Here is a 22,065-nt window from a genome sequence, read left to right on the forward strand (position 1 = left end):
CAACAGATCATTCTCAAAATGAACGGAGTTCAGCGCGTGTTTTCGATTTCCCGCCGTCAACTGTCAGTGGTTGCCGCAGCCCTCGCCCTGGCTGCCTGCCATACGCCTGTCAACGAACAGCCACCGGCACCGGAGCTGGGCTCAGGCTATCGCACCGACCTCACGACCCAACACGCCGAGCGTCATATGGCCGCCGCCGCCAACCCTCTGGCGGCCGAGGCCGGACGCGAAATGCTGCGCATGGGCGGTTCGGCGATTGATGCGGCGATTGCGATGCAAGCGGTATTGACCCTGGTGGAGCCGCAATCATCGGGCATCGGCGGGGGTGCATTCATCATGCTGTGGGACGGCAAAAATGTGCAGGCGTATGACGGCCGTGAAACCGCACCAGCCGGGGCAACCGAGCGGTTGTTCCTGAAGGCCGACGGCAAACCAATGACGTTTCCCGAGGCGCAGATCGGTGGGCGCTCGGTCGGTACGCCAGGTGTCTTGCGTGCGCTCGAAATGGCACACGAAAAGACCGGCCACCTGCCGTGGGCCAAGCTGTTCGAACCGGCGATCCGGCTGTCGGAACAAGGCTTCGCGATTTCTCCGCGCCTGCACAGTTTGATCGCGGCCGATCGCTACATCGCGCAATCGCCAGACATGGCGGCGTACTTCCTGAACGCCGATGGCACGCCAAAAGCCATCGGCAGCGTGTTGAAAAACCCGGCACTGGCAGACGTGTTCAAGCGCATCGCCAAGGAAGGACCGGATGCGCTGTACCACGGGCCGATTGCCGATGAGATCGCCCGCAAAGTGCAGGGCAATCGTAATGCGGGCAGCCTGTCGCTGGCAGATCTGAAGGGCTACGCCGCCAAGGAACGCACGCCACTGTGTACTGACTACAGACAATGGAAGGTGTGTGGCATGCCGCCGCCGTCATCGGGTGGGATCGCTATCGCGCAAATCCTCGGCACCTTGCAGGCGCTGGAAGGCCGCGATCCTGGGCTGGCCATCGCAGCGATGCAACCGGTAAAAAGCCTATCGCACGCAGGTTTTGAGCCGACACCCGAAGCGGTGCACCTGCTGGCCGAAGCCGGTCGCCTGGCCTTTGCTGATCGCGCGCTCTATGTCGCCGACACCGATTTCGTCACTGTGCCGGTGGCGGGCCTTGTTGCACCGGACTACCTGGCCAAGCGCGCCACCTTGATCGGCGAGCGCAGCATGGGCATCGCCAAGCCAGGCTTGCCAGCAGGTATCCAGGTGGCTTACGCACCCGATCGCTCGCCGCTGCGCATCTCTACCTCGCAAGTGGTGGCAGTGGATGACCAGGGAGGCGCCGTGTCGATGACCACCACGGTGGAAGCGGCGTTTGGCTCGCATGTCATGGTCCAGGGCTTCTTGCTTAACAACCAGATGACCGACTTTTCGTTTATTCCCGAAGAGAATGGCCAGCCTGTTGCGAACCGTGTCGAGCCCGGCAAACGCCCGCGCTCGACCATGGCGCCGACGCTGGTGTTCGACCGCAAAAGCGGCGAGTTACTGGCCGCGGTCGGCTCGCCCGGCGGATCGCAGATCATCGAATACGTGAGCAAGTCCCTGGTGGCGATGCTCGACTGGAAACTCGACCCGCAAGCCGCCATCAGCCTGCCCAACTTTGGCAGCCGCAACGGTGCGACCGAGCTGGAAGCTGGTATGTTCAGTCCCGCATTGAAGCAGGCGCTCAAGGACAAGGGCCATGCAGTGAGCGAGATCGATATGACCAGCGGCATCCAGGCCATCGTTCGCACGCGGGATGCCCAGGGGAAGGTGTCACTGAGCGGCGGCGCCGACCCACGGCGTGAAGGCCAGGCGGTCGGCGACTGAACACTTCAATCAACGGAGAAAGCGCCCGTGCAGCAGCCAGAGGTGTTCATCTGCATGCAGCAGGCGTTCGACGAGAGCAGATCGAGGTGAGTAAGGTATGTACTTACTGCACCTCACCCACGCAACGGAGCAGCGTACGGCAGGTGGGTGAGCAGCATCGAATGATCCTTCTTCGCGGTGTGAACAAGACCCTACGGGTCGGCAGCCGGCTCTGGCATATGTACAAGCAAATCACCGGGCTGGCAATCCAGATAGGCGCAGATAGCATCCAGCGTCCCCAACCTGATGCCTTTGACCTTGCCTTGTTTAAGCAACAACAGGTTTTGTTCGGTAATCCCGATGGCGGCTGCTTCCACGGCGACACACTCGCACAATCGTTCAAGACCCGGCAGACAACCTTCCGCAGACTGGGTTAACGTGTTTCCACCTCTTTTTTGTGACCACTCACCATGGGCAAACCCTCCGTCACCCTCGATTGGCTGCACCGCGCCCCGCACGCCAATGGCCTGGACCGTATCGAGGCGTACTTTGCCGGCTTCGCCTTTGACCCGCATCGCCACGACACCTACGCGATCGGGCGCACGTTGACTGGCGTGCAAAGCTTTCACTATCGCGGTGCCATGATCCACAGCCTGCCTGGCACAACCATGGTGCTTCACCCGGATGAGACCCATGACGGTCACGCCGGCAGTGACGAAGGCTTCAAGTACCGGATGATTTACGTCGAGCCATCGCTGATCCAGCAGATCCTCGGCGGTAAGCCGTTGCCGTTTATCCCCAGTGGTCTATCCACAGACCCAAGGCTGTTCCGCGCCAGCGAAGTGCTGCTGCAAAACTTGGATAACCCCCTCGACCCGTTGCTGGAGCAGGACGCCCTATTCGATTTGGCCCATGCGCTGAGCAACGTCTCGGGCGGTATCGTCAGCCGCAAGACCTTCGATTACGTCGCCGCCGAGCGCGCCCGGGCGTTTATCCACAGCGCCTTGGGCCGCACCATCACCCTGGATGAAATGGCCGACCACGCCGGCCGGGATCGCTGGGCGCTATCGCGGGATTTTCGCTTGCTGTTCGGCACCAGCCCCTACCGCTACCTGACCATGCGTCGGCTGGACCTGGTGCGCAGCCTGTTGGCCCAGGGCCGGTCGCTGGTGGACACGGCGTTGACCGCGGGGTTCACCGACCAGAGCCACATGACCCGGCAATTTCGCAGCACCTACGGCATGCCACCGTCGCGTTGGGTGAAGATGCTCGGGCGCTGAAACCCCCAACCTGAAATGCGATCAATGTGGGAGCTGATGGCGTTTGCCGAAGCGCTGGCAAACGCGCGCTGGCAAGGCTTAGAGCTGGCGCCCATCAATCGGCTGACCGATAGTGAGGAAATGCCCGCCCGCCACATGGTGCAACGTGCGCAGTTCATCATGCCCTTCGAAGTGCCACCGGCCGCCGCTGAACACGCGATCGTCAGCATAGGCCGCGACGACTTCACCCAGGAAAAGATCGTAAGTCTGCTGGTTGCGAGGCTCAGGCAGCAGGCGGCATTCCAGCCACGCCACGCAGCCTTCCAGCAGCGGCGCTTCGGTGTGTTCACCCTTGAACGCTTGCAAACCGTAAGCTGCAAACTTGTCAGTCTCGGAGCCGGTGGTGTTGCCGACCGTCTGCACGAGATCCGCCTGAGCCGCGCAAGGCACCTGAAGCACAAAGGTGCCGGCGCCTTCCAGCAGTTGGCGGGTCCATGTTGCCTTGTCCAACACCACGGCGACTGTCGGCGGTTCAAAATTCAACGGCATCGCCCAAGGCGCCGCGCCATCCGAGCTTTGGTGTGTCGTTGCTGATCATTCTATTGCCGGTGATCCTGACGCTGGGCAGCACCATGACCAAGGTCGCCCTGCCGGCCGAAAGCACCGTCGGCCTGACCCTGAAATGCCTCGATGAACCGCTGATCGCCGCCGTGATCTGCATGGGAAGGGCCGCTGGCATGCCGCGTGCCGATAAGGGCGGGGTTGGCGGCGACGCAAAGCTCGTTGGTGGCGCTGGCGATTGTGTCTGTCGTCGGCTTGGCGGGTACGCTGCTGTTCTGGCACTTATTGACCTGATATCTAGGCGGCCAAGGTGTGGCGCCTACCAAACAGCGCCACACTCACCACCCCCACCGCGCCCATCACCACGCAGTAAACCACGCAAATCCACGGGCTGGTCGGCATCAACGCAATCAGCAATAACGGCGTGGTACTCGCCCACAGCGCATAAGCAATGTTGTAGGTAAAGGAAATCCCCGACACTCGCACCGGCGCCGGGAACAACCCGACCATCACCGATGGCACCGCGCCCACCACGCCACAACTCAGGCCCGCCACGGCATAGGCCGCGCCCAGCCAGGTGCCGCCGCTGATCAGGCTTGCGTACAGAACCGCAACCCCCACTGGCAGCAACAGGCTGTAGACCAGCACTGCACGCCAGGCGCCGATGCGGTCTACGAGCAAGCCAGCCAATACACAGCCGATGTTCAAGAAAACGATGCCCAAGGCACTCAAGGCGAAGGTGTGGCTGGGGCTCATGCCGAAGGTTTTTTGCATCATGGTTGGGGTGATAACCACGAGGACGACCACGGCTGAGGTCAGGACGCAGGTGAGGATCATCGCCGGCAGCAACACGGCTCGGTGGTCGCGCAATACAGTGCGCAGCGGCATCTCGGCGGCGGCCTGGCGGCGAGCCTGCATTTCGAGGAACACTGGGGTTTCGCTGAGCCAGCGGCGCAGCCATACGCCGATCACACCGAATACCCCGCCGAGCAGGAACGGGAAGCGCCAGGCGTAATCGAGGATTTCAGCCGGGGTGAAAACTTGCGCCAGCAATGTGGCAGTGAGTGCGCCAAGCAGGTAGCCGAAGGTCAGGCCGGCCTGCAGGAAACCCAGGGCGTAGCCACGATGATGGGGCGGCGCGTGTTCGGCAACTAAGGTCCAGGCGCTAGGGACTTCCCCGCCCACCGCGGCGCCTTGCAACACGCGCAGCGCCAGCAGGATCAAGGGTGCGAAATAGCCGATTTGCGCGTAGGTCGGCATGATCCCGATCAACAGGCAAGGCAAGGCCATCATCAGGATGCTCAGGCTGAACACGCGCTTGCGTCCCAGGTGATCGGCGAAATGGGCCATCAGGATGCCGCCCAACGGTCGCGCAAGGTAACCCGTGACGAAGATGCCGAAGCTTTGCAGCAGGCGCAGCCACTCGGGCATTTCCGGGGGGAAGAACAGTTGGCTCAAGGTCAGCGCAAAAAACACGAAGATGATGAAGTCGTAGATTTCCAGGGCACCGCCCAGGGCGGCCAGGCCCAGGGTTTTGTAGTCGGAGCGGGAAAAACGCTGCGCCTGTGAAGAAAAGGTAGCAGTCATATGAAGGCTCGGCAGACAAACAAAATGGCGTGCAGGTTATGAGCTGAGTCCAATGATGGCAATCACGACAGATATATTTGTTTTCCTCATGGATCGATGAAGATAACTGCATTCCCATATCAAAGACCGTAGCGGAACATGCCGGAAAACTGCCTCCCACCTAATAACTACAAGAGGAATGCCCCGTGGCCGATGCTATCGAAGAAAGCCGCTATGCCCGATTTGCCCTGCGCTGTTCCAACTTCGCCGAACGCTGGTTTCCAGACTCCTGGGTGTTTGCCGCCCTCGCCGTGATCATTGTCGCCGTGGCGACCCTGGGCATGGGCGCCGCGCCGACCGACGCGGCCAAAGCCTTTGGTGATGGGTTCTGGAGCCTGATCCCCTTTACGATGCAGATGGCCTTTGTAGTGATCGGAGGTTATGTAGTGGCCAGCTCGCCGCCTGCGGTAAAGCTGATCGACCGCCTGGCGCGTTTCCCCAAGAACGGTCGCTCGGCCGTGGCCTGGGTGGCGTTGATCTCGATGGTCGCCTCGTTGTTGAACTGGGGCTTGTCTCTGGTGTTTGCTGGGTTGCTGGTGCGGGCGTTGGCGCGTCGTACCGATTTGCGCATGGATTATCGCGCGGCCGGTGCCGCGGCCTACTTGGGGCTCGGTGCCGTGTGGGCGTTGGGGCTGTCGTCGTCGGCCGCGCAGTTGCAGGCCAACCCGGCGAGCCTACCGCCGTCGATTCTGTCGATTACCGGGATGATCCCGTTTACGGACACCATCTTCCTGTGGCAATCGGGCGTGCTGTTGCTGGCGCTGATCGTGGTGTCGCTGATCATCGCCTACGCCACTGCGCCCGGTCCGAACAGCGCGCGCGATGCCAAGGCCTGCGGCGTCGACCCGGCGTTCAACCTGCCCAAGCTACAAGCACCGACCCGACCGGGCGAATGGCTGGAACACAGCCCATTGCTGACTATCCTGCTGGCGTTGCTGGCGGCCGGTTGGCTGTTCCATGAGTTCTCGACCAAGCCGGCGATCAGCGCCATCTCGGGGCTGAACACCTATAACTTCCTGTTCATCATGGTCGGCGCCCTGTTGCACTGGCGCCCGCGCAGCTTCCTCGATGCAGTGGCCCGTGCGGTGCCGACCACCACCGGTGTACTGATCCAGTTCCCGCTGTACGGCTCGATCGCGGCATTGATGACCGTGGTCAAGGGCGGCGACGGCCAGACGCTGGCACACCATATCTCGACCTTCTTCACCTCCATCGCCTCCCATGACACCTACGCGCTGCTGATGGGCGTGTACTCGGCGGTGCTGGGCTTCTTTATCCCGTCAGGCGGTGGCAAGTGGATCATCGAAGCGCCCTATGTGATGCAAGTGGCCAATGACCTGCAGTACCACTTGGGCTGGGCGGTGCAGATTTATAACGCCGCTGAAGCGTTGCCGAACCTGATCAACCCGTTCTACATGCTGCCGCTGCTGGGGGTATTGGGGTTGAAGGCGCGGGATTTGATCGGCTTTTCGTTCGTGCAGTTACTGGTGCATACGCCGCTGGTGTTGTTCCTGTTGTGGGCGTTGGGCACGACGTTGAAGTATTTGCCGCCGGTGATGCCTTAACGACAGCAGTCAGCTTGTCGATTGAAGCCTGTTTCTGATGAATCGCGTGGGGTTGTCTCACCCCACGCGATGGCAATACCTGACTCCTCCCGCCAACCTCTTTGATTAACCTGACTCGGATCCCCACTCACAAAACACCAAGGAAAATCCGATGACGCCCCTATCAAAATCGCTGGAAGCGTTGATCACTGATATTTATAAGGACGACAACGTTTCGGTCACGGAGTACCGCGCTTTGCGAGACGATGCCGACCGGCGTATGGCGACCGTTATCAAGGAGTTTGGCCTGCACAACAACGTCACAGCCTTCCAGAAGTCGATCGACGTGGCGATGCAGCTGTTGCAGACCACGGTTATCGATTCGAAAAAGGCCAAGCTGACCGACACGGGCGAGGCCATCGTCAAAGATGCGCTGACGGCACAGATGGAGTACTTGCGTGCCGGCAGCCAGTTGGCACTGCGCCTGTTGTGAGCCTCTGACTCAATAACTGTCTTCTTTCCGTCATATTGCATTGCTACCGTCCTGGCGAAATATCTTGCAACAACTCGCCAGGGATTCCCCGCTATGAGTGACGATCACGAAGACCGCTCTTCCCCCGATTCCGTAGCCCAACCGCCAGTAGACACCAGCCGCCGGCGCTTCCTGGGGGGGGCGGCGGTGTTGGGGGTTGGCGCCACCTTGAGTGCCTGCGGCAACACCAGCGAAGCGCCAGGCAAACCGGTGACGCGGCCGCTCACGCCGCAGGCGCTCGACAAAGCGCTGCGTGATCAGGTGAAAACCGTGGTGGTCATCTACGCAGAGAATCGCAGCTTCAACAATTTATTTGCCGATTTCCCCGGGGTGGAGAAACCGCTGTCGGCACTTTCTGCCGCCGACACACAACAACGCGACCGCGACGCCAGCGTACTGAGCACTCTGCCCCCGGTATGGGGCGGCGTATTGCAAGTCGGCCCGCAGACTGTGGACGGGGTGACGTACCCCAGCGAAGTGCAATTCCAGGAAAACCTGCCTAACGCGCCATTTGCCCTCAAGGGCCCCAACGCTGAAGACTTGCCCTTGAGCCTGGTCACCCGCGACTTGTGGCATGTGTTCTATCAAAACCAGATGCAGATCAACGGCGGCAAGAACGATAACTTCGTCGCCTGGGCGGACTCCGGCGGGCTGGTGATGGGCCATTACGCCCAGAGCCGTTATTCGCTGCGCCTGTGGGACGTGGCCAAGGAGTTTGTGCTCTGCGATAACTTCTTCCAGGGGGCTTTCGGTGGCTCGTTCCTCAACCACCAGTACCTGATCAGCGCCACGGCGCCGTTTTACCCGAATGCTGCTCAATCGGTAGCCAAGGCGCAGATCGCCACGCTGCAAAGTGAAGATCCCACCGACCCGCGCCTCAAGCCGCTGGACAAGTCCCCGGCCAGCGCCATGACTGGCCCCCCGCAGTTCGGCCCCAGCGCCCTGACCCCGGATGGCTACGGCGTGAACACCCTGGCACCGCCCTACTGGCCGACCTGGATTCGCGATCCGGAAAATCCGGATTACTCCAAGCCCGACCTGCCCAACGTGCTGGTGCCGCAAACCCACGAACACATCGGCGACAAGCTGTCGAAAAAGAACGTCGACTGGGCGTGGTACGCCGGCGCGTGGCAAGCGACGTTGGACCAGTTCAGGGATTCGGGCGGGATTCCGAAGATTCCGAACTTCCAGTATCACCACCAGCCGTTCAACTACTTCAAAAAACAAGGCCCCGAGAACCGCGCCGAACGTGATAAACGCCTGCGCGACGGTGGCTTGGGTGATGAGTCGAGCACCAACAAGTTCTTCGCCGACGCCCAAGCCGGCAAGCTGCCCGCCGTGACCTTCTACAAGCCTCAGGGCAACCTGAACATGCACGCGGGCTATGCCGACGTGGCCTCGGGCGACCGCCACATCGTCCGCGCCTTGAAAGTCCTGCAAGACAGCCCGCAGTGGAAAAATATGGTGGTGGTGGTGACCGTCGACGAAAACGGCGGCTGGTGGGACCACGTGGCTCCGCCCAAGGGCGACCGCTGGGGCCCTGGGACGCGGGTTCCGGCGCTCGTGGTGTCACCGTTCGCGCGCAAAGGCACGGTGGACCATACGGTGTACGACACGGCATCGATCCTGCGGTTGATCACCCGAGTGTTCCAGCTGGAGACCCTGGACGGCCTGAAGCAACGTGATGACGCGATGATCGCCCGCGGCCAACAGCCGATGGGCGACTTGAGTAACGCGTTGCAACTCAACCTGTAGGTTTTCGTATCCAATAACGACACACCTGGTGATTTAGCACGCGGTTTTCCTGGTCAGCCGCTACTGTGTGGAGGTGGGCTTTCATCCCGCGCAGACGGGCTTTCGCTGACAAGGAAACAACCATGTTTAAACAGACCAGGCTGTCCTTCACCCTGGCCGCACTGATGGCGAGTGCGGTCGTACAGGCCGACATCGAGGTGCCGCTGGGGAGCACGCAGCGTGTAACCCAACTGTTCGCCTACCCGAATAACTGCAATGTGATCTGTTTTCGGCCATGGACGCTGGAGCAGACCGCCGAGCATTATCTGAGCCAGAGCCTGCAACGGGATGGGTACAGCCGCGCGAAAGTCAGCGTCAAGACCCATGACGGGCAGGTAGCAGCGACGTTCAGTGGCGTCCCTGACAGTTATGGCCTCCCCCTGACCACCCTGCTCAATACCGCCGACCTGGCCTATCAAGGCGCCAGCAAACTCAACAGTGACGGCAAGTGGGCCTACAACTGGTACCTGTTCCTGCCGCTGGGCATGGCCCTGGAAAATCGCAAAAGCATCGAGCTGCTGCACTTCCCGCCGGATTACTCGCTGACTCAAGCCCAGGACTATCTGGAATCGGCCACCACTGACCGTTGGGCCGCCCTGCTCGTCGACAATGGCATCCCGGCCACCGAAACACCGGCTTACCAGACCATCATCGACATCGCGCCCATCGCCGCGCCTTCCAACGCCGGCAAGGACCTGGAAGCCGTCTACAGCTACTTCACCGATTACCAGGTGCGCATGGTCCAGGAACTGAGCCTGCCCGCCAAAGGGGCATTGCCGATGGTGGCGTTTGGCGCGCCCGTGCGCAGCTGGATCAAGCAGCAATACGGGCAGACCGTGGGTGTTCTGGGCCTGGCGCAGATCAGCCCGAGGGCGGGCCAGACCGTGTCGGTGCTGGGCGCCAACCATCCGAGTTACATCTGGTATGCCGCAAGCCCTGACACCTACGAGGGCAACGAACAGAAAGCCGACGAGGCCGGCTTGAAGGTGATGGGCCAGGACTTGAGCGCCGCCTGCTGGCAGGCCGGAATGGGGCAGAAACCTGCGAGTGACCCGAATGTGATGCTTAAGGCGTGCATGAACACCTGGCAGGTCACGCGTAAGGAGCAGACGTGTGAGTTGTTTTACAGGTCGGTGCGCAACCTGCCATCGGAGCAGGCAAACGCAAAATGCGCCACGCCCGCCATCAAGGCACAGTTGAAGCAGCTGAAGAACGCCGCCCCACCCCCCGCTACTGCAGCCCCGGCGCTATAAGCTGCACAAAAAACAACCGATTTCTACTGTCAACAATGCCAGTAGAAATCGGCGCCCTGTTCAGCGACCCGAACGTATGTATCGACAAGCACTACCTGGAGGTCTGGTCCTTGCGTGAGATCCGTGCGGGTGAGCTGCTGACCATCGATCACGCCGAGACTAGACTTCACCCAACGGACGCAGACGATATTGCGGCGGCAGTTGCTCAAAGCCACTGATGGTCGTGTTCAAACTCTTCCAGCGACCATCCTTGATGCCGTAGATGCAACCATGGATCGACAGGCTCTGCCCACGGTGCCAAGCGTTTTGCACAATGCTGGTGTGACCGACGTTGGCCACTTGCTGGATCACATTCAGCTCGCACATACGGTCCACACGTTCTTCTTCGGTCGGCAACTCGGCCAGCACCTCACGGTTTTCGTAGTAGAGGTCGCGAATGGTGCGCAGCCAGCCGTCGATCAGGCCGAACTGCCGGTCCTGCATCGAAGCGCGCACGCCGCCACAGCCGTAGTGGCCAGTGACGAGGATGTGTTTGACCTTGAGCACGTCAACGGCGTACTGGATCACCGAGAGGCAATTGAGGTCGGTGTGCAGCACCACATTGGCCACGTTGCGGTGCACAAACAGATCACCGGGCAGCATGCCGACGATCTCGTTGGCCGGTACGCGTGCATCGGAGCAGCCGATCCACAGGTATTCCGGAGTTTGCTGGCGGGCGAGCTTGGCGAAGAATTCGGGATCTTCCTGTTTGATCGCGTCCGCCCAGCGTTCATTGTTATCAAGCAGGTCTTGTAGTTCGTTCATCAGGGAAAGCCTCAGGAATGATGCGCAGTTTTGTGACTGACAACCTCGCGTGCGGGTCACGCCTAGCGCAAATTAGCTTGAATCTTTGGGGCGCACAGCCTGTCCACACACTATAAGCCCCACAGTATGAGGATTGGCCATGACTGAATCACGACGTCCCTACGGCGCTACGCAGCCCGAACCGATTGATGATAACGAAGATCGCATGGGTTCGATGCGCGAGCTGGATTTTGACGAGCCCGATCAAACGGCTGAGATTGGCGATAAAATCCCATCTCGCGAGCGCGAGCACCTGATGCCTGACGATCGGGTACGTGAAGCCGGGATGACCGGAGCCTCCACCGACGATCATGAGTCAACCGATGATGACATGAGCCCGCAAACACTGATCCGCGAGGATGGTGCGCGGGATGCTCGAGAGGAAGGTGAGGATAATCCGGCGGATTACGACTTGAGTATCGTGGCCGAGGATGAGATTGGCGGCGGGAATGGGTTGGATGAGGCCGAACTGGCCGACCTTGATCCGGTTGACGGCAATCGCTGAAAAAAACGCGGTTCAACAGGTGGGAGCGGGCTTGCTCGCGAATGCGCAGTGTCAGTCGAACGATATCTTGACTTATACACCGCTTTCGCGAGCAAGCCCGCTCCACATTTGGATTTGTGGTTAATCCACCAAGGTGCAGGCCATGACAACCGCGTCTTCGCGGCCGCCGATGGCAGGGTAGTAATCCCGACGCCGGCCGATCTCGTTGAAACCATAGCGCTCATACAAGCGAAATGCGCCGGTATTACTATCCCGCACTTCCAGGAAGCACTCCCGCGCATTAGCGGCATAGGCGCGGGACATCAAGTGCTCCAACAGCGCCAAGCCCAGGCCACGGCCCTGGTTTTCCGGCTTGACGGTGATATTCAGCAAATGCGCCTCATCAAGGATGATCTGCACCACACCGTGCCCCACCTGCTGCTCACCTTCAAACATCAGCCAGATCTGATACTTGCCCAGCCCATCAAGAAAAATCCCGCGGGTCCAGGGGTGGCTGAACGCTGCGTATTCGATTTTCAGCACGGCGTCGAGGTCGGCCTCGGTCATCGGGCGGAAGGATAAAGCCTCACTCATCGGTTGTTTTCCAGCGCGCCATCAGCCGGCGCATGGCTTGCCAGACATCAGCCTTACGCTGTGGCTCTTCCATTAATAGTTCCAGGCCCGGCAGGGCCCACACCGAACCCAGGCCTTCGACCTGCAGTTCGCGGTACCAGGCTTCGGCGTTGGCTTCACCGGCAAACCGCACGGCGGGCAGGCCGATCAGCCACAGGCACACACAGGGTTCGTCTTCCAGGCGTGCCGACACAAAGCCTTGCACAAAATCCCGCGCCGCTTCCGGCCCCTGGTCCATGGTGCCGCGCACCAGCAACGGCCAGCGCACCGGGTCACCGACGATCTGCGGGCTGTCGGGCAGGCCGGCGGCGCGCAGCATGTCCTTGAGCAGCATGTAAGCCGGATCGCGGGTCTGGAAGCGCTCGCCGGTCGGCAACTCGACCAGCAGCAGGCAACGCCCGGCGCGCAGCAATTGCAGGGCGAAGCGCGGTGGCGGCACCACCGCTGCCTTGGCCACCGGCGAGGCCTCTTCGGCGACCACGGCTTTGACTGCCGGCGATGGGCGCGGCACTTCGATCTTCGCCCGCTCGACCACGGGGCGCATCTCGGGCACAGGCTTGACCACCGCAACCGGCGCGGCTGCCTCCTCGCCCGAAGACTCGAACGCCTCATAGGGCTCAAGCGCCCGCAACAGCTCGGGCCTCGAAGGGGCGGCAAACGGCAGTTCGGTGCGGGGCAGCCAATTGACCACCTGCATGGCGGTCAAGTAAGCGCGACGTCGGGACTCGATAAGCACAGCTCGGCCACTTGTGGATAACTAAAGAGCAGGGATTCTACCGCTGTTCGGTAACAATCGCCCACTGCACACTGACCGGCTGTGGATAAATCCCGCGTCCGATGCAGTACAATCGCGACTTTTAATCGCCAACCAGCCGGCCATTCCCATGATCGAACCCAAGCGCGTCCTGCGCGCCCTCGCCGAACACTGGGCCTTACTTGAGCCACTGTGCGAACACTTCGACCAAGGCACCTTGAGCCTGAGCGAACTGCGCGCGCAACTGGCCGCCCAACAACTGGACAGCACGCCCCAGGACATCACCAGCCTGCTGGACGTGTGGATTCGCCTGGATATCCTGGTGCCTGTCGCCAAGAGCCCGAACCGCTTCGAGCTCAACGCGCAGATCCACGACTTCCTGGCGTATCTTCGCAAGGAGCACCGGCTTGGCCTGTGCCTGGAAATCGAAGCCTACCTGCGCCACCTCGAGCGCCTGGCCGGGTATATCCAGGACGCCTTCGACATCCGTGATGGCCACGACCTCGCCCGCCAACTGCGCCTGCTGGATATGCGCGTGCGCGACGTGCTGAAAAAACTCGCCAACGACGAACAGGCCCTTGCCGCCGTGGCCGACCGCGCCAAGACCAGCGACCGGCAGATCCCGTTGCGCCAGCGTTACGCCGAAGTATTGGCGACCTGGGACGAATACGTCGAACCGATGATCCAACTGGTGAATGCCGACGGCGCCTTTGAACAAGGCGTGCGCAAGGTCGAGAATGTGCTGCTGCGCATGCTCACCGAGCAACAGCGCCTCGGCCACCTGGTAGACGACGACATGCTGTTGCGCACCCACGCGCGCATCCTCGAAATGCAGACCAGCGCCCAACTGACCTTGCGCCATGCCCGCGAACTGCTGCTGCCACTGCGAGAAGAAGCACGCCGGCACAATGCCGTGACCCGTGGCGCGGCGCTGGCCCTGTCAGCGATCCGCCGCAAAGGCCTGGACGCGGTACCGCAAGCAGCGATGCCGATGTTCACCCGGCCGCAAAGCACCTTCCTCGGCAGTGCCAGCCAAGTGGAAGCTTATGTGTATGCCCTGGCGAATTTCGAGCCGAAACCGGCGCGGTTTCCCAAGGCGCACAAATCCCACAAGGGCGACGCCCAGCGCGCACCGCGTACGGTCAAGGAAATGCTCGAGCGCTGCGAAGACGCGCTGCCGATGCCAGACTTGATGAACTGGCTGCTGGAGCAGGAACCCGACGGCGCGACCGACGAGTTGCTGTACTGGTTCTCGCGCCTCTCGCGTGAGAAACGTTTCAAGCGCGAGCGCCTGGAACGCCGCGATTACCACACACACGAGCACCAGGTCAGCCTGCGCTCATTCGCCCTGCTCCCGACCGGCACCGACGCCGCCGAGCATCCTGCGAGTACCGCTTATGTAAGGACTTCGCATGCAACTTGATCTATCCGAACTGTCCCAGCTGGCGCCGATCTTTCGCGAGCTGTTCAAGGGTTACCACGTCAGCCGTCGCGACCCGGAGCTGTACGCGCAACTGTCGAACTTCCAGGACCAGTACCGCACGCTGTTCAAGGCCCTGGGCTTTGAACTGGTGTGCGATACGCGAGGCTTCTACTACTTCGTGCCGGACACCGCCGTGGCTGCCGCGCAGGTAAACAAGACCGCGCAGCGCCTGGCGTTGTTCACCTTTATCATCGTCGAGCACCTGGCCGATCAGGGCCGCGACCCGATTGCCGTACTGGATGGCGGCAGCCTGGGCCGCGATGAGCTGCCGTCGTTGCTGGAGAAGTACCGCGACCTGTTTATCCAGGCCGAAGTGCAGACCCAGGAAGAGCTCGAAGAAAAAATCATGCGCCGCATGACCCAGCTGGGTTTTGCCAGCGAAGACAACGGCATTTACCGCTTCCTGCCGCCGATGCACCGTTTCCTGGATGTGTGCCTGTCGGTGCAGCAGGACCGCGACCTCGCTGCCAGCGTGCACAGCGTGTTGCCACTGCCGGCACCGGTGATCATCGACGAAGACAGCGATGAAAAACTGCTGACGACCGATGACCCGCTGGACCTGAGTGACTTTGGCGACGAAAGCGAAGAAGACGCCCTGGCCCGCGCCATTGCCGAAGAACAGGAGACCGACGCATGAGTAAGGAACGCTACGGCATCCGCCGCTTCGCCCTATTGAACACCGCCGGTTACAGCCTGGGTGTGTTCCCGCTGGAAGAACCGCTGTCGGTTTACGGCGCAAACAACCTGGGTAAATCCGCGTCGATCAACGCCTTGCAGTTCCCGATCCTGGCACGCATGTCGGACATGAGTTTCGGCAAGTACACCCTGGAACAATCGCGGCGCTTCTACTTCGCTACCGACACCAGCTACATCCTCGTGGAAGTCTCCCTGCCCCACGGCCCGCATGTAATCGGCGTGGTCGGGCGCGGCCCAGGCGGTGGTTTCGGGCACCAGTTCTTTGCCTATGCCGGCAAGCTGGACCTGGCCCACTACCAGAAGAATGACACCTGCCTGCGTCAGAAAGAGCTGTTCACCAACCTTGAACGCGAAGGCCTCAAAGCCTACGAACTGAAGCCAGATGAGCTGCGTCGTTTGTTGGTGGGTGGCCATACGTCGATCCCACTGGACCTGACGCTGATTCCGCTGCGCTCTACCAGCGAACAGAGCCTCAAGACGTTCCGCGCGCTGTTTATCAACCTGCTGCACATGCGCGAAATCACCGCAGCCAAGCTCAAGCAATTGTTCCTGGATGCCTTCGAACACAGCCTGCGTTCCGGCAGTGTTGATTACATCGCGGCGTGCGAAGAAGCCTTCCGTGACGTGCGACGCATGGAACAGGACTACAACGCGCTGGTTGCTGCCGGGCCATTGGTTGAAGCACTGGCCAATGGCGTACGGTTGCGTGACGTATTGCGCGGCAAGTTGCATCGCCTGTCGCCATTGCTGGATTCGTTGCTGGGCACTTGGTCCGATTACGCCAGTGCACGCAAGGAAGAGCTGACGATCCAGGCCGAGCATTACCGTAACGAGCAGGATGCCCTGCAGAACGACCAGCGCGGTGGCACCCAGGAGTTGATGCGACTGGAGCGTGAGATCAGCAGTATTCAGCGTTGGCTGGGAGAGCTGTCGGTGCTCAAGCATCGCTTTGCGTTGGTCGATGACGTCAAGGTGCTGGAGCAGCAACTGCTGGCGGCCAAGGATGCTCACGATGAGTTGGCGGGTGCCTTGGCGCAATCCCGACAGTTCAGCGCCGAGGACCTGGACGAGCGTCTGCGCGACTTGGAGAAACGCTTGAAGTCGGTCAAGCAGCAGTTGGATCACGCAGACAACAACAGCTACGCCAAGCTGCGCGAAGAATTCTCACAGCCAGATGTCGAGCGTCTGATGCGACTGTTCAACAGTTCGTTGTTCAGCCTGCCGTTGGGCGCACATGGCATTACGCTGGACGAGGAAGGCCTGTGGGTTAAATCCCTGGAGCAGATCCTCGATGGTTTCAAAGGCGAGCGTTTTGAAGTGCCAGGGCTGTCCATCGACATCTCTCACATTGAACCGCCGGCATTGCAGGCCTTGGCGGATCGCGCGGCGTTGCGCGACCAGAAAGAGCGTCTGGAAAAAGAACTCAAGCAGCTGAAAACCCAGCAGGCTGTGGCGTCTGACCGCGCGGCGAGCAAAACCCAGACTGAAGCGCTGTACCAGCAGGTACTTGATGCGCAGAAAGCGCTGGAAGACTTCCGTCGCGCGCAGACCCTGAGCGCAGAAGAAGGCGAGAAACTGGAAAACCTCGCGCAGATGGAAGCGGCGCAGGATGAGTTGAAGCGTTCCAGTGATGCGTTTACCGAGCGCGTCCAGCAGTTGTCGGCCAAGCTGCAATTGGTCGGCCGTCAGATCGGCGACATGGAAGCCAAGCAGCGCACGCTGGATGACGCCTTGCGCCGTCGTCAGTTGCTGCCGGCGGACTTGCCGTTCGGTACGCCCTTCATGGACCCAGTCGACGATTCAATGGACAACCTGCTGCCGCTGCTTAATGACTATCAGGACAGCTGGCAAGGTTTGTTGCGCGCCGATGGCCAGATCGAAGCGCTGTATGCGCAGGTGCGCCTCAAGGGCGTGGCCAAGTTCGACAGCGAGGACGACGTTGAGCGTCGCCTGCAACTGCTGATCAACGCTTATGCACACCGTACCGATGAAGCCCTGACGCTGGGCAAGGCGCGCCGTGCAGCCGTCACCGATATCGCCCGGACCCTGCGCAATATCCGCAGCGACTACGACAGCCTTGAGCACCAGTTGGCGTTGTTCAACCGCGAGATCAACAAGCGCCAGGTGTCCAACCTGCAAAGCTTCCGCATCGTGCTGGCGCCGAACAAGGAAGCGCTCAAGCATATCGACCAGATCATCCACAGTGCCGGTCAGTATGAAGAAGGCGAGACGCTGTCGGTGTTCGACTTGAGCCAGAGCGCCGAGCAGGACAACAAGAACGAAGAAGCCAAGGAGTACCTCGCGCGCCTAGTGGCTGCCAACCATAACCAGTTGGGCCTCAAGGATTTGTTCGAGCTGGCGTTCGAGATCACCAAGGTAAACGGTCAGCCGGTGATTCATACCGATATCGATGGTGCGGCGTCCAACGGCACCACCATGACCATCAAGGCACTGACCAACATGTACTTGTTGCTGCACTTGATGGACCGCGACCAGGCCGGGCGTGTGCGTTTGCCGTACTACCTCGACGAGGCAGCGGACATCGATGAGAAGAACCAGGCCGCATTGCTGGAGACGAGCTTGCAGTTGGGCTTCGTGCCTATTTTGGCCAGTGTGAAGCCGCAGGTATCCGCCCAGGTGGCGATCGACCTGGAAGGCGGTAGCGGGCCGAACGGGATCTATATCGATGAGGCGGATTGGAAGTACATCCGTCGTCACGATGTGGTGAAGGCGACGTTGAACGTGCAGGCGGATGAGCCGGAGTTGGACGAGGTCTGACTTGAATAGCTGAAACGCAAAAGGCCGCGATCTTATGGATCGCGGCCTTTTTTGTGGGCTGAGGTTGTGCGTCGAATGAAAGGGCCTCGGTTACTTGCCGAGTGGAATTTTGGGCGCCCAGGTCAGCCACTCATCTTCAAACTTGTCGAACAGCGGGAAGGTTTGCTGTGGCCGCGCCGCGTTGCCCATGCGTTCGCCGTCTGGCGTGGCAAAGGCGATACCGCCAGCGATCAAGGTCTCCAGCGATTCAGTACGTACGGAGGCACCTTTGAACAGACCGAAGTCGAAGCCGAAGCCGCTGGTGTTCCAGAAACGACTGCCGCTGCGCACGAGGGCGGCGTACTTGGGCTCAATCAGGATATGGATGAGGACACGGTCGGCGGTCTGGCCCAGCTCATAGCCGGTGACTTTGCCCACGGTGACTTCGCGATAGGTGACCGGCACGCCTTCCTTCAGCGAACCACGGCGGGCGGCGCTGAGTGTCAGCCTCAGGCCTTCTTCCTTATGAGCAGCCTCAGGCGGCTGTTCTAGGGCGACGAAGCTCTTTTGTGGCCCGCCATTTCTGGCTGCCGGTTGCACTTCGATGTATTGCCCAGTGACCAGGGTTTCCAGGTTAGAGGTTTTCATCAGGCCCAACTCAGGCTTGACCACCCAGAACTGACTGCCAACCCGTGCGATGCGGTCCGCTACCTGAGTGATACGCGCGCTGAGCAACACCGACTGCATGTCGGCGCTGAGGTCAATGCTTTCAATCTTGCCCACATCCAGGCCCTTGAAACGCACCGGCGTGCCAGGCCGCATGCCGTCGGCGCGGTCAACTTTGATGGTCACCAATGTGCCGTGCTGGTTGGCGGCCTCGCGGTCGGCGAACAGGCGGAAACGCGGGATGCGCTTTTTCAACGGCACGTTCGGCTCCGGCGTTTCGAAAGCGATACCGCCGGCCATCAAGCTGGCCAAGGATTCACTTTTCACCTGAATGCCTCCCGTAAGGCCGCCCGTGAGGGTGACACCGCTGGCATTCCAGAATCGCGTCGAACCGTTAACCAGGTTTTCGTATTCCTTCTCGATATGAACGCCGATCACGAGTTGTTTTTTCTTGCGCGAAAATTGATAGCTCTGAACCGAACCGACCTTGACCTGCTTGTAAAGGATCGGACTGCCGACATCCAGCGAGCCCAGGGTATCGGTGAGCAGCACCATGTGCAGGCCGGGGGAACGCAGGTCCAGCGGCGGTGCCTTGGCACGGGCCTCATATTCACGCTGCGGCGGGGTGCCTTTGTCACCGGGCCGGATGGCGATGTAGTTACCTTTGACCAACGCCTCAAGCCCGGTGATACCGGCGAGAGAAATGGAAGGTTTGACCACCCAGAACTGGGTGTCCTGGACCAGGTAGTCTTCCGCCAGGGGGTCGAGTGTCAGCTCAGCATTGGCGCTGGACAGATCAGGGTTTATCTTCAAGGTCTTCAGACCGCCAACCTGGATGCCTTTGTACATCACAGGCGTGCGGCCGGCCTGCAGGCCTTCAAAGTCAGAGAACTTGACCTTGACCTTGATACCGGCTGCGGCGGCGTCGAAATCTTCATACAAGCGGAACGGCAGGCTCGGGTCGGTTGGCGGACTGTCCTTGCGGTTCTCTGGCGTAGCGAAGGCGATACCGCCAGCGACAATGCTCGAAAGGGATTCGCTGCGCACCTTCACGCCGGAGAGATTGGCGTCAATGCTGATGCCGCTGGCGTTCCAGAAACGCGTGTGTTTGCGCACCAGGTTGGCGTAGGTCGGCTCGATGTAGACCTTGATCTCAACGGTGCTCTGGTCCTCGGAGAGCAGGTAGCTTTTAACCTGGCCGACCTGGATCTGCTTGTAGAACACAGGGCTGCCACGGTCCAGTGAACCGAGGCGATCGGCCTTGATGGTCAGGTGCAGGCCGGGCTTGGCGTCAGACAAGGGCGGCTCTTCGGAGAGTGCCTTGAATTTGCGTGTGGGCTCACCGTCGCCAGGGCTGGCAGCAATGTAGTTACCCGAGACCAGGGTTTCGAGGCCGGTGATCCCCGCCAAAGTAACGCTTGGCTTGACCAGCCAGAAACGGGTGTTGGTCCTGAGGTATTGCTCGACGTCCTTGTTCATCTCGATGGTGGCAATCACCCCGCGATTGCTGCCTTCGTCGTCAAGGGCCAGGGTTTTGACCTTGCCCACGGGCATGCCTTTGTAGACCACTTCTGTCTTATTGGCCTGGATCCCTTCACCGCTCTCAAAGCGCACCTGAATTTCGAGGCCTTGCTGGGAATAGGCACGCCATCCCAACCAGCCACCGATGATCAGGGCAATCAAAGGCAACACCCAGATAGCCGACCAATTGGAGGCCGGGCGGGTTTTAGCTTTAGGCAAATCACTCATTGTCGTCGTCCGACTCCGTGTTATCCCAAATCAGTCGGGGATCAAAGGTTACTGCGGCGAACATCGTCAAGATCACCACACTGGCGAACGCCGCAGCGCCGAGATTGGCCTCGACACTGGCAAGTCGCCCAAAGTTTACGACCGCCACCAGAATGGCGATCACGAAGATATCCAGCATGGACCAGCGGCCAATGAACTCGATAAAGCGGTACATCACAATGCGTTGTTGGGCAGACAGCGGCTGGTGGCGCTGCACTGAGAACAGTAGCAGCCCAATGCCGACCAACTTGAATGTGGGCACCAGGATACTGGCGATGAACACGACCGCCGCGATGGGGTACATGCCGTGTTGCATCAACTGGATCACGCCCGCCATGATAGTGCTGGGCTCGCCTTGCCCTAACGAGTTGACGGTCATGATGGGCAGCAGGTTGGCGGGGATATACAGAATTGCAGCCGTGATCAGCAACGCCCAGGTGCGTGTGAGGCTGTTCGGGCGTCGAGCATGAATTAGCGCACCGCAGCGGGTACAGAGCTGCTCGTCGGAGTCAGCGTTTTGTTTATTCAGTTCATGGCATTCGGTACAAATCAGAATGCCCGCATCAATCGCCCGCATGATCGTCCTCTCCTGACAACGCTTGCCAGATCTGGTGGGGCGACATCACCACCTCAAGCAGCACCTGAACCATTAATAGGCTGACAAAGCAGACCAGACCAAGGCCGAGCGTGATGGAGGCCATGTCGGCGAGTTTTACAATCGCCACCAGCACGCCCATCAAGTAGACCTCCAACATCCCCCAATCTTTCATGTGATGGTAGATGCGGTACAACAGCAGCCCATAACTGCGGCCGATATTCCAGCGGACACTGAGCAACACAGCCAGTTGGCAGAGCAATTTGAGCAACGGAATGGCCATGCTGCAAAGAAACACAACGGCGGCGACGCCCTGCATACCGGTATCGAACAGACCGACAACGCCACTCCATACGGTGTCTTCCGAGGACTGCCCGAGTAGATTGAGCTGCATGATGGGCAAAAAGTTCGCAGGGATATACAGCAGCAGCGCGGCCAGTACCAGGGCGAGACTTCGTTCAACGACGTTGTGGCGATGAGCATAAAGCTCATAACCGCACCGTGGGCATTGGGCTTTTTCACCGACGGCAAGCACTGGCTTGCGCATCAGCAAGTCGCACTCATGGCATGCCACCAAGTCGTCCAGTGGTAAATCCGATACCTCAAGGGCATCAACCGGCTCGGGCATAAGTAGGGCTCGGACTCTAAAAAAGGTTAGGTGCCTATTCTAGTGGTCTGGTTCAGAAATAACTGTGCATATTTGTCTGGGGGCTCAGGGTGGCCCGGGCGACAGAGACGGGGCTGTTTGCAAGCCAGCGCATTGTCATGAGAGCCCCCAAGCGCGCACCCTGTGTTCTTTCCAACCGCCCAAAACAAAACCCCTGTTTGCGTTAGCAAACAGGAGTTTCGGAATTTAATCTTGACGATGACCTACTCTCACATGGGGAAACCCCACACTACCATCGGCGATGCATCGTTTCACTACTGAGTTCGGGATGGGATCAGGTGGTTCCAATGCTCTATGGTCGTC

At 60.3% G+C, this 22,065-nt stretch carries 17 protein-coding genes, 1 rRNA gene and 4 pseudogenes; 12 read left to right on the top strand and 10 right to left on the bottom strand.

Annotated elements, in window-relative coordinates; genetic code table 11:
• The first annotated feature begins 18 nt into the window (after window positions 1-18).
• Both ggt and AACY36_RS23140 read left to right on the top strand, forming a co-directional pair.
• Window positions 19-1,848 (top strand): gamma-glutamyltransferase, encoded by a 1,830-nt coding sequence (gene ggt, locus AACY36_RS23135; protein WP_339439066.1) that lies wholly within the window; start codon window positions 19-21, stop codon window positions 1,846-1,848.
• 50 nt (window positions 1,849-1,898) lie between these two features.
• A pseudogene (locus tag AACY36_RS23140) lies at window positions 1,899-1,991 on the top strand (D-alanyl-alanine synthetase); the annotation flags it as partial.
• A 48-nt stretch (window positions 1,992-2,039) separates the two neighbouring features.
• Here AACY36_RS23140 and AACY36_RS23145 read toward each other — a convergent pair.
• Window positions 2,040-2,198 (bottom strand): annotated as a pseudogene (locus AACY36_RS23145) (helix-turn-helix domain-containing protein); the annotation flags it as partial.
• 99 nt (window positions 2,199-2,297) lie between these two features.
• Here AACY36_RS23145 and AACY36_RS23150 point away from each other — a divergent pair.
• Window positions 2,298-3,107, top strand: a complete 810-nt coding sequence (locus AACY36_RS23150) for an AraC family transcriptional regulator (protein WP_339427200.1) — start codon at window positions 2,298-2,300, stop codon at window positions 3,105-3,107.
• Window positions 3,108-3,185: 78 nt separating this feature from the next.
• On the opposite strand, the pseudogene AACY36_RS23155 reads toward AACY36_RS23150, so the two are convergent.
• Window positions 3,186-3,650, bottom strand: a pseudogene (locus tag AACY36_RS23155) (flavin reductase family protein); the annotation flags it as partial.
• On the opposite strand from AACY36_RS23155, the pseudogene AACY36_RS23160 reads away from it, so the two are divergent.
• Window positions 3,629-3,844 (top strand): annotated as a pseudogene (locus tag AACY36_RS23160) (GntT/GntP/DsdX family permease); the annotation flags it as partial. The pseudogenes AACY36_RS23155 and AACY36_RS23160 overlap by 22 nt on opposite strands.
• Before the next feature lie 100 nt (window positions 3,845-3,944).
• Here the strand turns inward: AACY36_RS23160 and AACY36_RS23165 are convergent.
• Entirely contained in the window at window positions 3,945-5,234 is a 1,290-nt protein-coding gene (locus AACY36_RS23165) for an MFS transporter (RefSeq protein ID WP_339427201.1), read from the bottom strand.
• A gap of 185 nt (window positions 5,235-5,419) precedes the next feature.
• Here AACY36_RS23165 and AACY36_RS23170 point away from each other — a divergent pair, with 185 nt between their 5' ends.
• The 4 genes from AACY36_RS23170 to AACY36_RS23185 all read left to right on the top strand — a co-directional run bounded on the left by AACY36_RS23170 (window position 5,420) and on the right by AACY36_RS23185 (window position 10,396).
• Complete coding sequence (locus AACY36_RS23170; protein ID WP_339427202.1) at window positions 5,420-6,838, top strand: short-chain fatty acid transporter; 1,419 nt, start codon at window positions 5,420-5,422, stop codon at window positions 6,836-6,838.
• Between the two features lie 151 nt (window positions 6,839-6,989).
• A complete protein-coding gene (locus tag AACY36_RS23175) occupies window positions 6,990-7,310 on the top strand; it encodes a hypothetical protein (protein ID WP_339427203.1) in 321 nt (106 codons plus the stop codon).
• A 93-nt stretch (window positions 7,311-7,403) separates the two neighbouring features.
• On the top strand, window positions 7,404-9,104 hold the full coding sequence (gene acpA, locus AACY36_RS23180) for an acid phosphatase (protein ID WP_339427204.1): 1,701 nt from the start codon (window positions 7,404-7,406) through the stop codon (window positions 9,102-9,104).
• A 122-nt stretch (window positions 9,105-9,226) separates the two neighbouring features.
• Window positions 9,227-10,396 (top strand): hypothetical protein, encoded by a 1,170-nt coding sequence (locus tag AACY36_RS23185; protein ID WP_339419688.1) that lies wholly within the window; start codon window positions 9,227-9,229, stop codon window positions 10,394-10,396.
• Between the two features lie 159 nt (window positions 10,397-10,555).
• On the opposite strand, the gene can is transcribed toward AACY36_RS23185, so the two are convergent.
• A complete protein-coding gene (can, locus tag AACY36_RS23190; RefSeq protein ID WP_065879680.1) occupies window positions 10,556-11,200 on the bottom strand; it encodes a carbonate dehydratase in 645 nt (214 codons plus the stop codon).
• 139 nt (window positions 11,201-11,339) lie between these two features.
• Here can and AACY36_RS23195 point away from each other — a divergent pair, with 139 nt between their 5' ends.
• Window positions 11,340-11,744 carry a serine kinase/phosphatase gene (locus AACY36_RS23195; protein WP_339419690.1) on the top strand — a complete coding sequence of 135 codons (405 nt, stop codon included), beginning with the start codon at window positions 11,340-11,342 and terminating at the stop codon, window positions 11,742-11,744.
• A gap of 120 nt (window positions 11,745-11,864) precedes the next feature.
• On the opposite strand, the gene rimI is transcribed toward AACY36_RS23195, so the two are convergent.
• Together rimI and AACY36_RS23205 are read right to left on the bottom strand one after the other, a co-directional pair.
• Complete coding sequence (gene rimI, locus AACY36_RS23200) at window positions 11,865-12,317, bottom strand: ribosomal protein S18-alanine N-acetyltransferase (protein ID WP_314568899.1); 453 nt, start codon at window positions 12,315-12,317, stop codon at window positions 11,865-11,867.
• Window positions 12,310-13,053 (bottom strand): energy transducer TonB, encoded by a 744-nt coding sequence (locus tag AACY36_RS23205; RefSeq protein ID WP_339419701.1) that lies wholly within the window; start codon window positions 13,051-13,053, stop codon window positions 12,310-12,312. Before AACY36_RS23205 ends, rimI begins: the two co-directional genes overlap by 8 nt.
• Before the next feature lie 187 nt (window positions 13,054-13,240).
• Here AACY36_RS23205 and mksB point away from each other — a divergent pair, with 187 nt between their 5' ends.
• From mksB to mksF, 3 genes are read left to right on the top strand one after another with little or no spacing between them, the layout of a single operon-like run.
• The gene (gene mksB / locus AACY36_RS23210) at window positions 13,241-14,533 is read left to right on the top strand and encodes an Mks condensin complex protein MksB (protein WP_339419692.1); all 1,293 of its coding nucleotides are present in this window, start codon (window positions 13,241-13,243) and stop codon (window positions 14,531-14,533) included.
• The gene (mksE, locus tag AACY36_RS23215) at window positions 14,523-15,230 is read left to right on the top strand and encodes an Mks condensin complex protein MksE (RefSeq protein ID WP_339497614.1); all 708 of its coding nucleotides are present in this window, start codon (window positions 14,523-14,525) and stop codon (window positions 15,228-15,230) included. Before mksB ends, mksE begins: the two co-directional genes overlap by 11 nt.
• Window positions 15,227-18,067 carry an Mks condensin complex protein MksF gene (mksF, locus tag AACY36_RS23220; RefSeq protein ID WP_339419694.1) on the top strand — a complete coding sequence of 947 codons (2,841 nt, stop codon included), beginning with the start codon at window positions 15,227-15,229 and terminating at the stop codon, window positions 18,065-18,067. The genes mksE and mksF overlap by 4 nt, the downstream gene beginning before the upstream one ends.
• Window positions 18,068-18,157: 90 nt before the next feature.
• Here the strand turns inward: mksF and AACY36_RS23225 are convergent, their stop codons facing one another.
• The 4 genes from AACY36_RS23225 to rrf form a co-directional block, all read right to left on the bottom strand.
• Window positions 18,158-20,461 carry a PqiB family protein gene (locus tag AACY36_RS23225; protein ID WP_339427206.1) on the bottom strand — a complete coding sequence of 768 codons (2,304 nt, stop codon included), beginning with the start codon at window positions 20,459-20,461 and terminating at the stop codon, window positions 18,158-18,160.
• Window positions 20,454-21,077: a paraquat-inducible protein A gene (locus tag AACY36_RS23230; protein WP_339419697.1), complete on the bottom strand. Its 624-nt coding sequence runs from the start codon at window positions 21,075-21,077 to the stop codon at window positions 20,454-20,456. Before AACY36_RS23230 ends, AACY36_RS23225 begins: the two co-directional genes overlap by 8 nt.
• Entirely contained in the window at window positions 21,064-21,723 is a 660-nt protein-coding gene (locus AACY36_RS23235) for a paraquat-inducible protein A (protein WP_339419698.1), read from the bottom strand. The genes AACY36_RS23230 and AACY36_RS23235 overlap by 14 nt, the downstream gene beginning before the upstream one ends.
• 229 nt (window positions 21,724-21,952) lie before the next feature.
• Window positions 21,953-22,065: ribosomal RNA gene (gene rrf / locus AACY36_RS23240) — 5S ribosomal RNA — on the bottom strand; the annotation flags it as partial.

Origin of the sequence: Pseudomonas sp. EA_15y_Pfl1_P101 (assembly GCF_963970835.1) — a bacterium.
In the GTDB taxonomy this organism is placed as follows: domain Bacteria; phylum Pseudomonadota; class Gammaproteobacteria; order Pseudomonadales; family Pseudomonadaceae; genus Aquipseudomonas; species Aquipseudomonas tritici.

Coding starts and splice junctions, on each gene's coding strand:
- mksE (WP_339497614.1), top strand. CDS start 14,523: ATGCAACTTGATCTATCCGAACTGTCCCAGCTGGCGCCGATCTTTCGC.
- acpA (WP_339427204.1), top strand. CDS start 7,404: ATGAGTGACGATCACGAAGACCGCTCTTCCCCCGATTCCGTAGCCCAA.
- AACY36_RS23205 (WP_339419701.1), bottom strand. CDS start 13,053: ATGCAGGTGGTCAATTGGCTGCCCCGCACCGAACTGCCGTTTGCCGCC.
- AACY36_RS23150 (WP_339427200.1), top strand. CDS start 2,298: ATGGGCAAACCCTCCGTCACCCTCGATTGGCTGCACCGCGCCCCGCAC.
- can (WP_065879680.1), bottom strand. CDS start 11,200: ATGAACGAACTACAAGACCTGCTTGATAACAATGAACGCTGGGCGGAC.
- ggt (WP_339439066.1), top strand. CDS start 19: ATGAACGGAGTTCAGCGCGTGTTTTCGATTTCCCGCCGTCAACTGTCA.
- rimI (WP_314568899.1), bottom strand. CDS start 12,317: ATGAGTGAGGCTTTATCCTTCCGCCCGATGACCGAGGCCGACCTCGAC.
- AACY36_RS23235 (WP_339419698.1), bottom strand. CDS start 21,723: ATGCCCGAGCCGGTTGATGCCCTTGAGGTATCGGATTTACCACTGGAC.
- AACY36_RS23225 (WP_339427206.1), bottom strand. CDS start 20,461: ATGAGTGATTTGCCTAAAGCTAAAACCCGCCCGGCCTCCAATTGGTCG.
- mksF (WP_339419694.1), top strand. CDS start 15,227: ATGAGTAAGGAACGCTACGGCATCCGCCGCTTCGCCCTATTGAACACC.
- AACY36_RS23165 (WP_339427201.1), bottom strand. CDS start 5,234: ATGACTGCTACCTTTTCTTCACAGGCGCAGCGTTTTTCCCGCTCCGAC.
- AACY36_RS23230 (WP_339419697.1), bottom strand. CDS start 21,077: ATGCGGGCGATTGATGCGGGCATTCTGATTTGTACCGAATGCCATGAA.
- AACY36_RS23175 (WP_339427203.1), top strand. CDS start 6,990: ATGACGCCCCTATCAAAATCGCTGGAAGCGTTGATCACTGATATTTAT.
- mksB (WP_339419692.1), top strand. CDS start 13,241: ATGATCGAACCCAAGCGCGTCCTGCGCGCCCTCGCCGAACACTGGGCC.
- AACY36_RS23195 (WP_339419690.1), top strand. CDS start 11,340: ATGACTGAATCACGACGTCCCTACGGCGCTACGCAGCCCGAACCGATT.
- AACY36_RS23185 (WP_339419688.1), top strand. CDS start 9,227: ATGTTTAAACAGACCAGGCTGTCCTTCACCCTGGCCGCACTGATGGCG.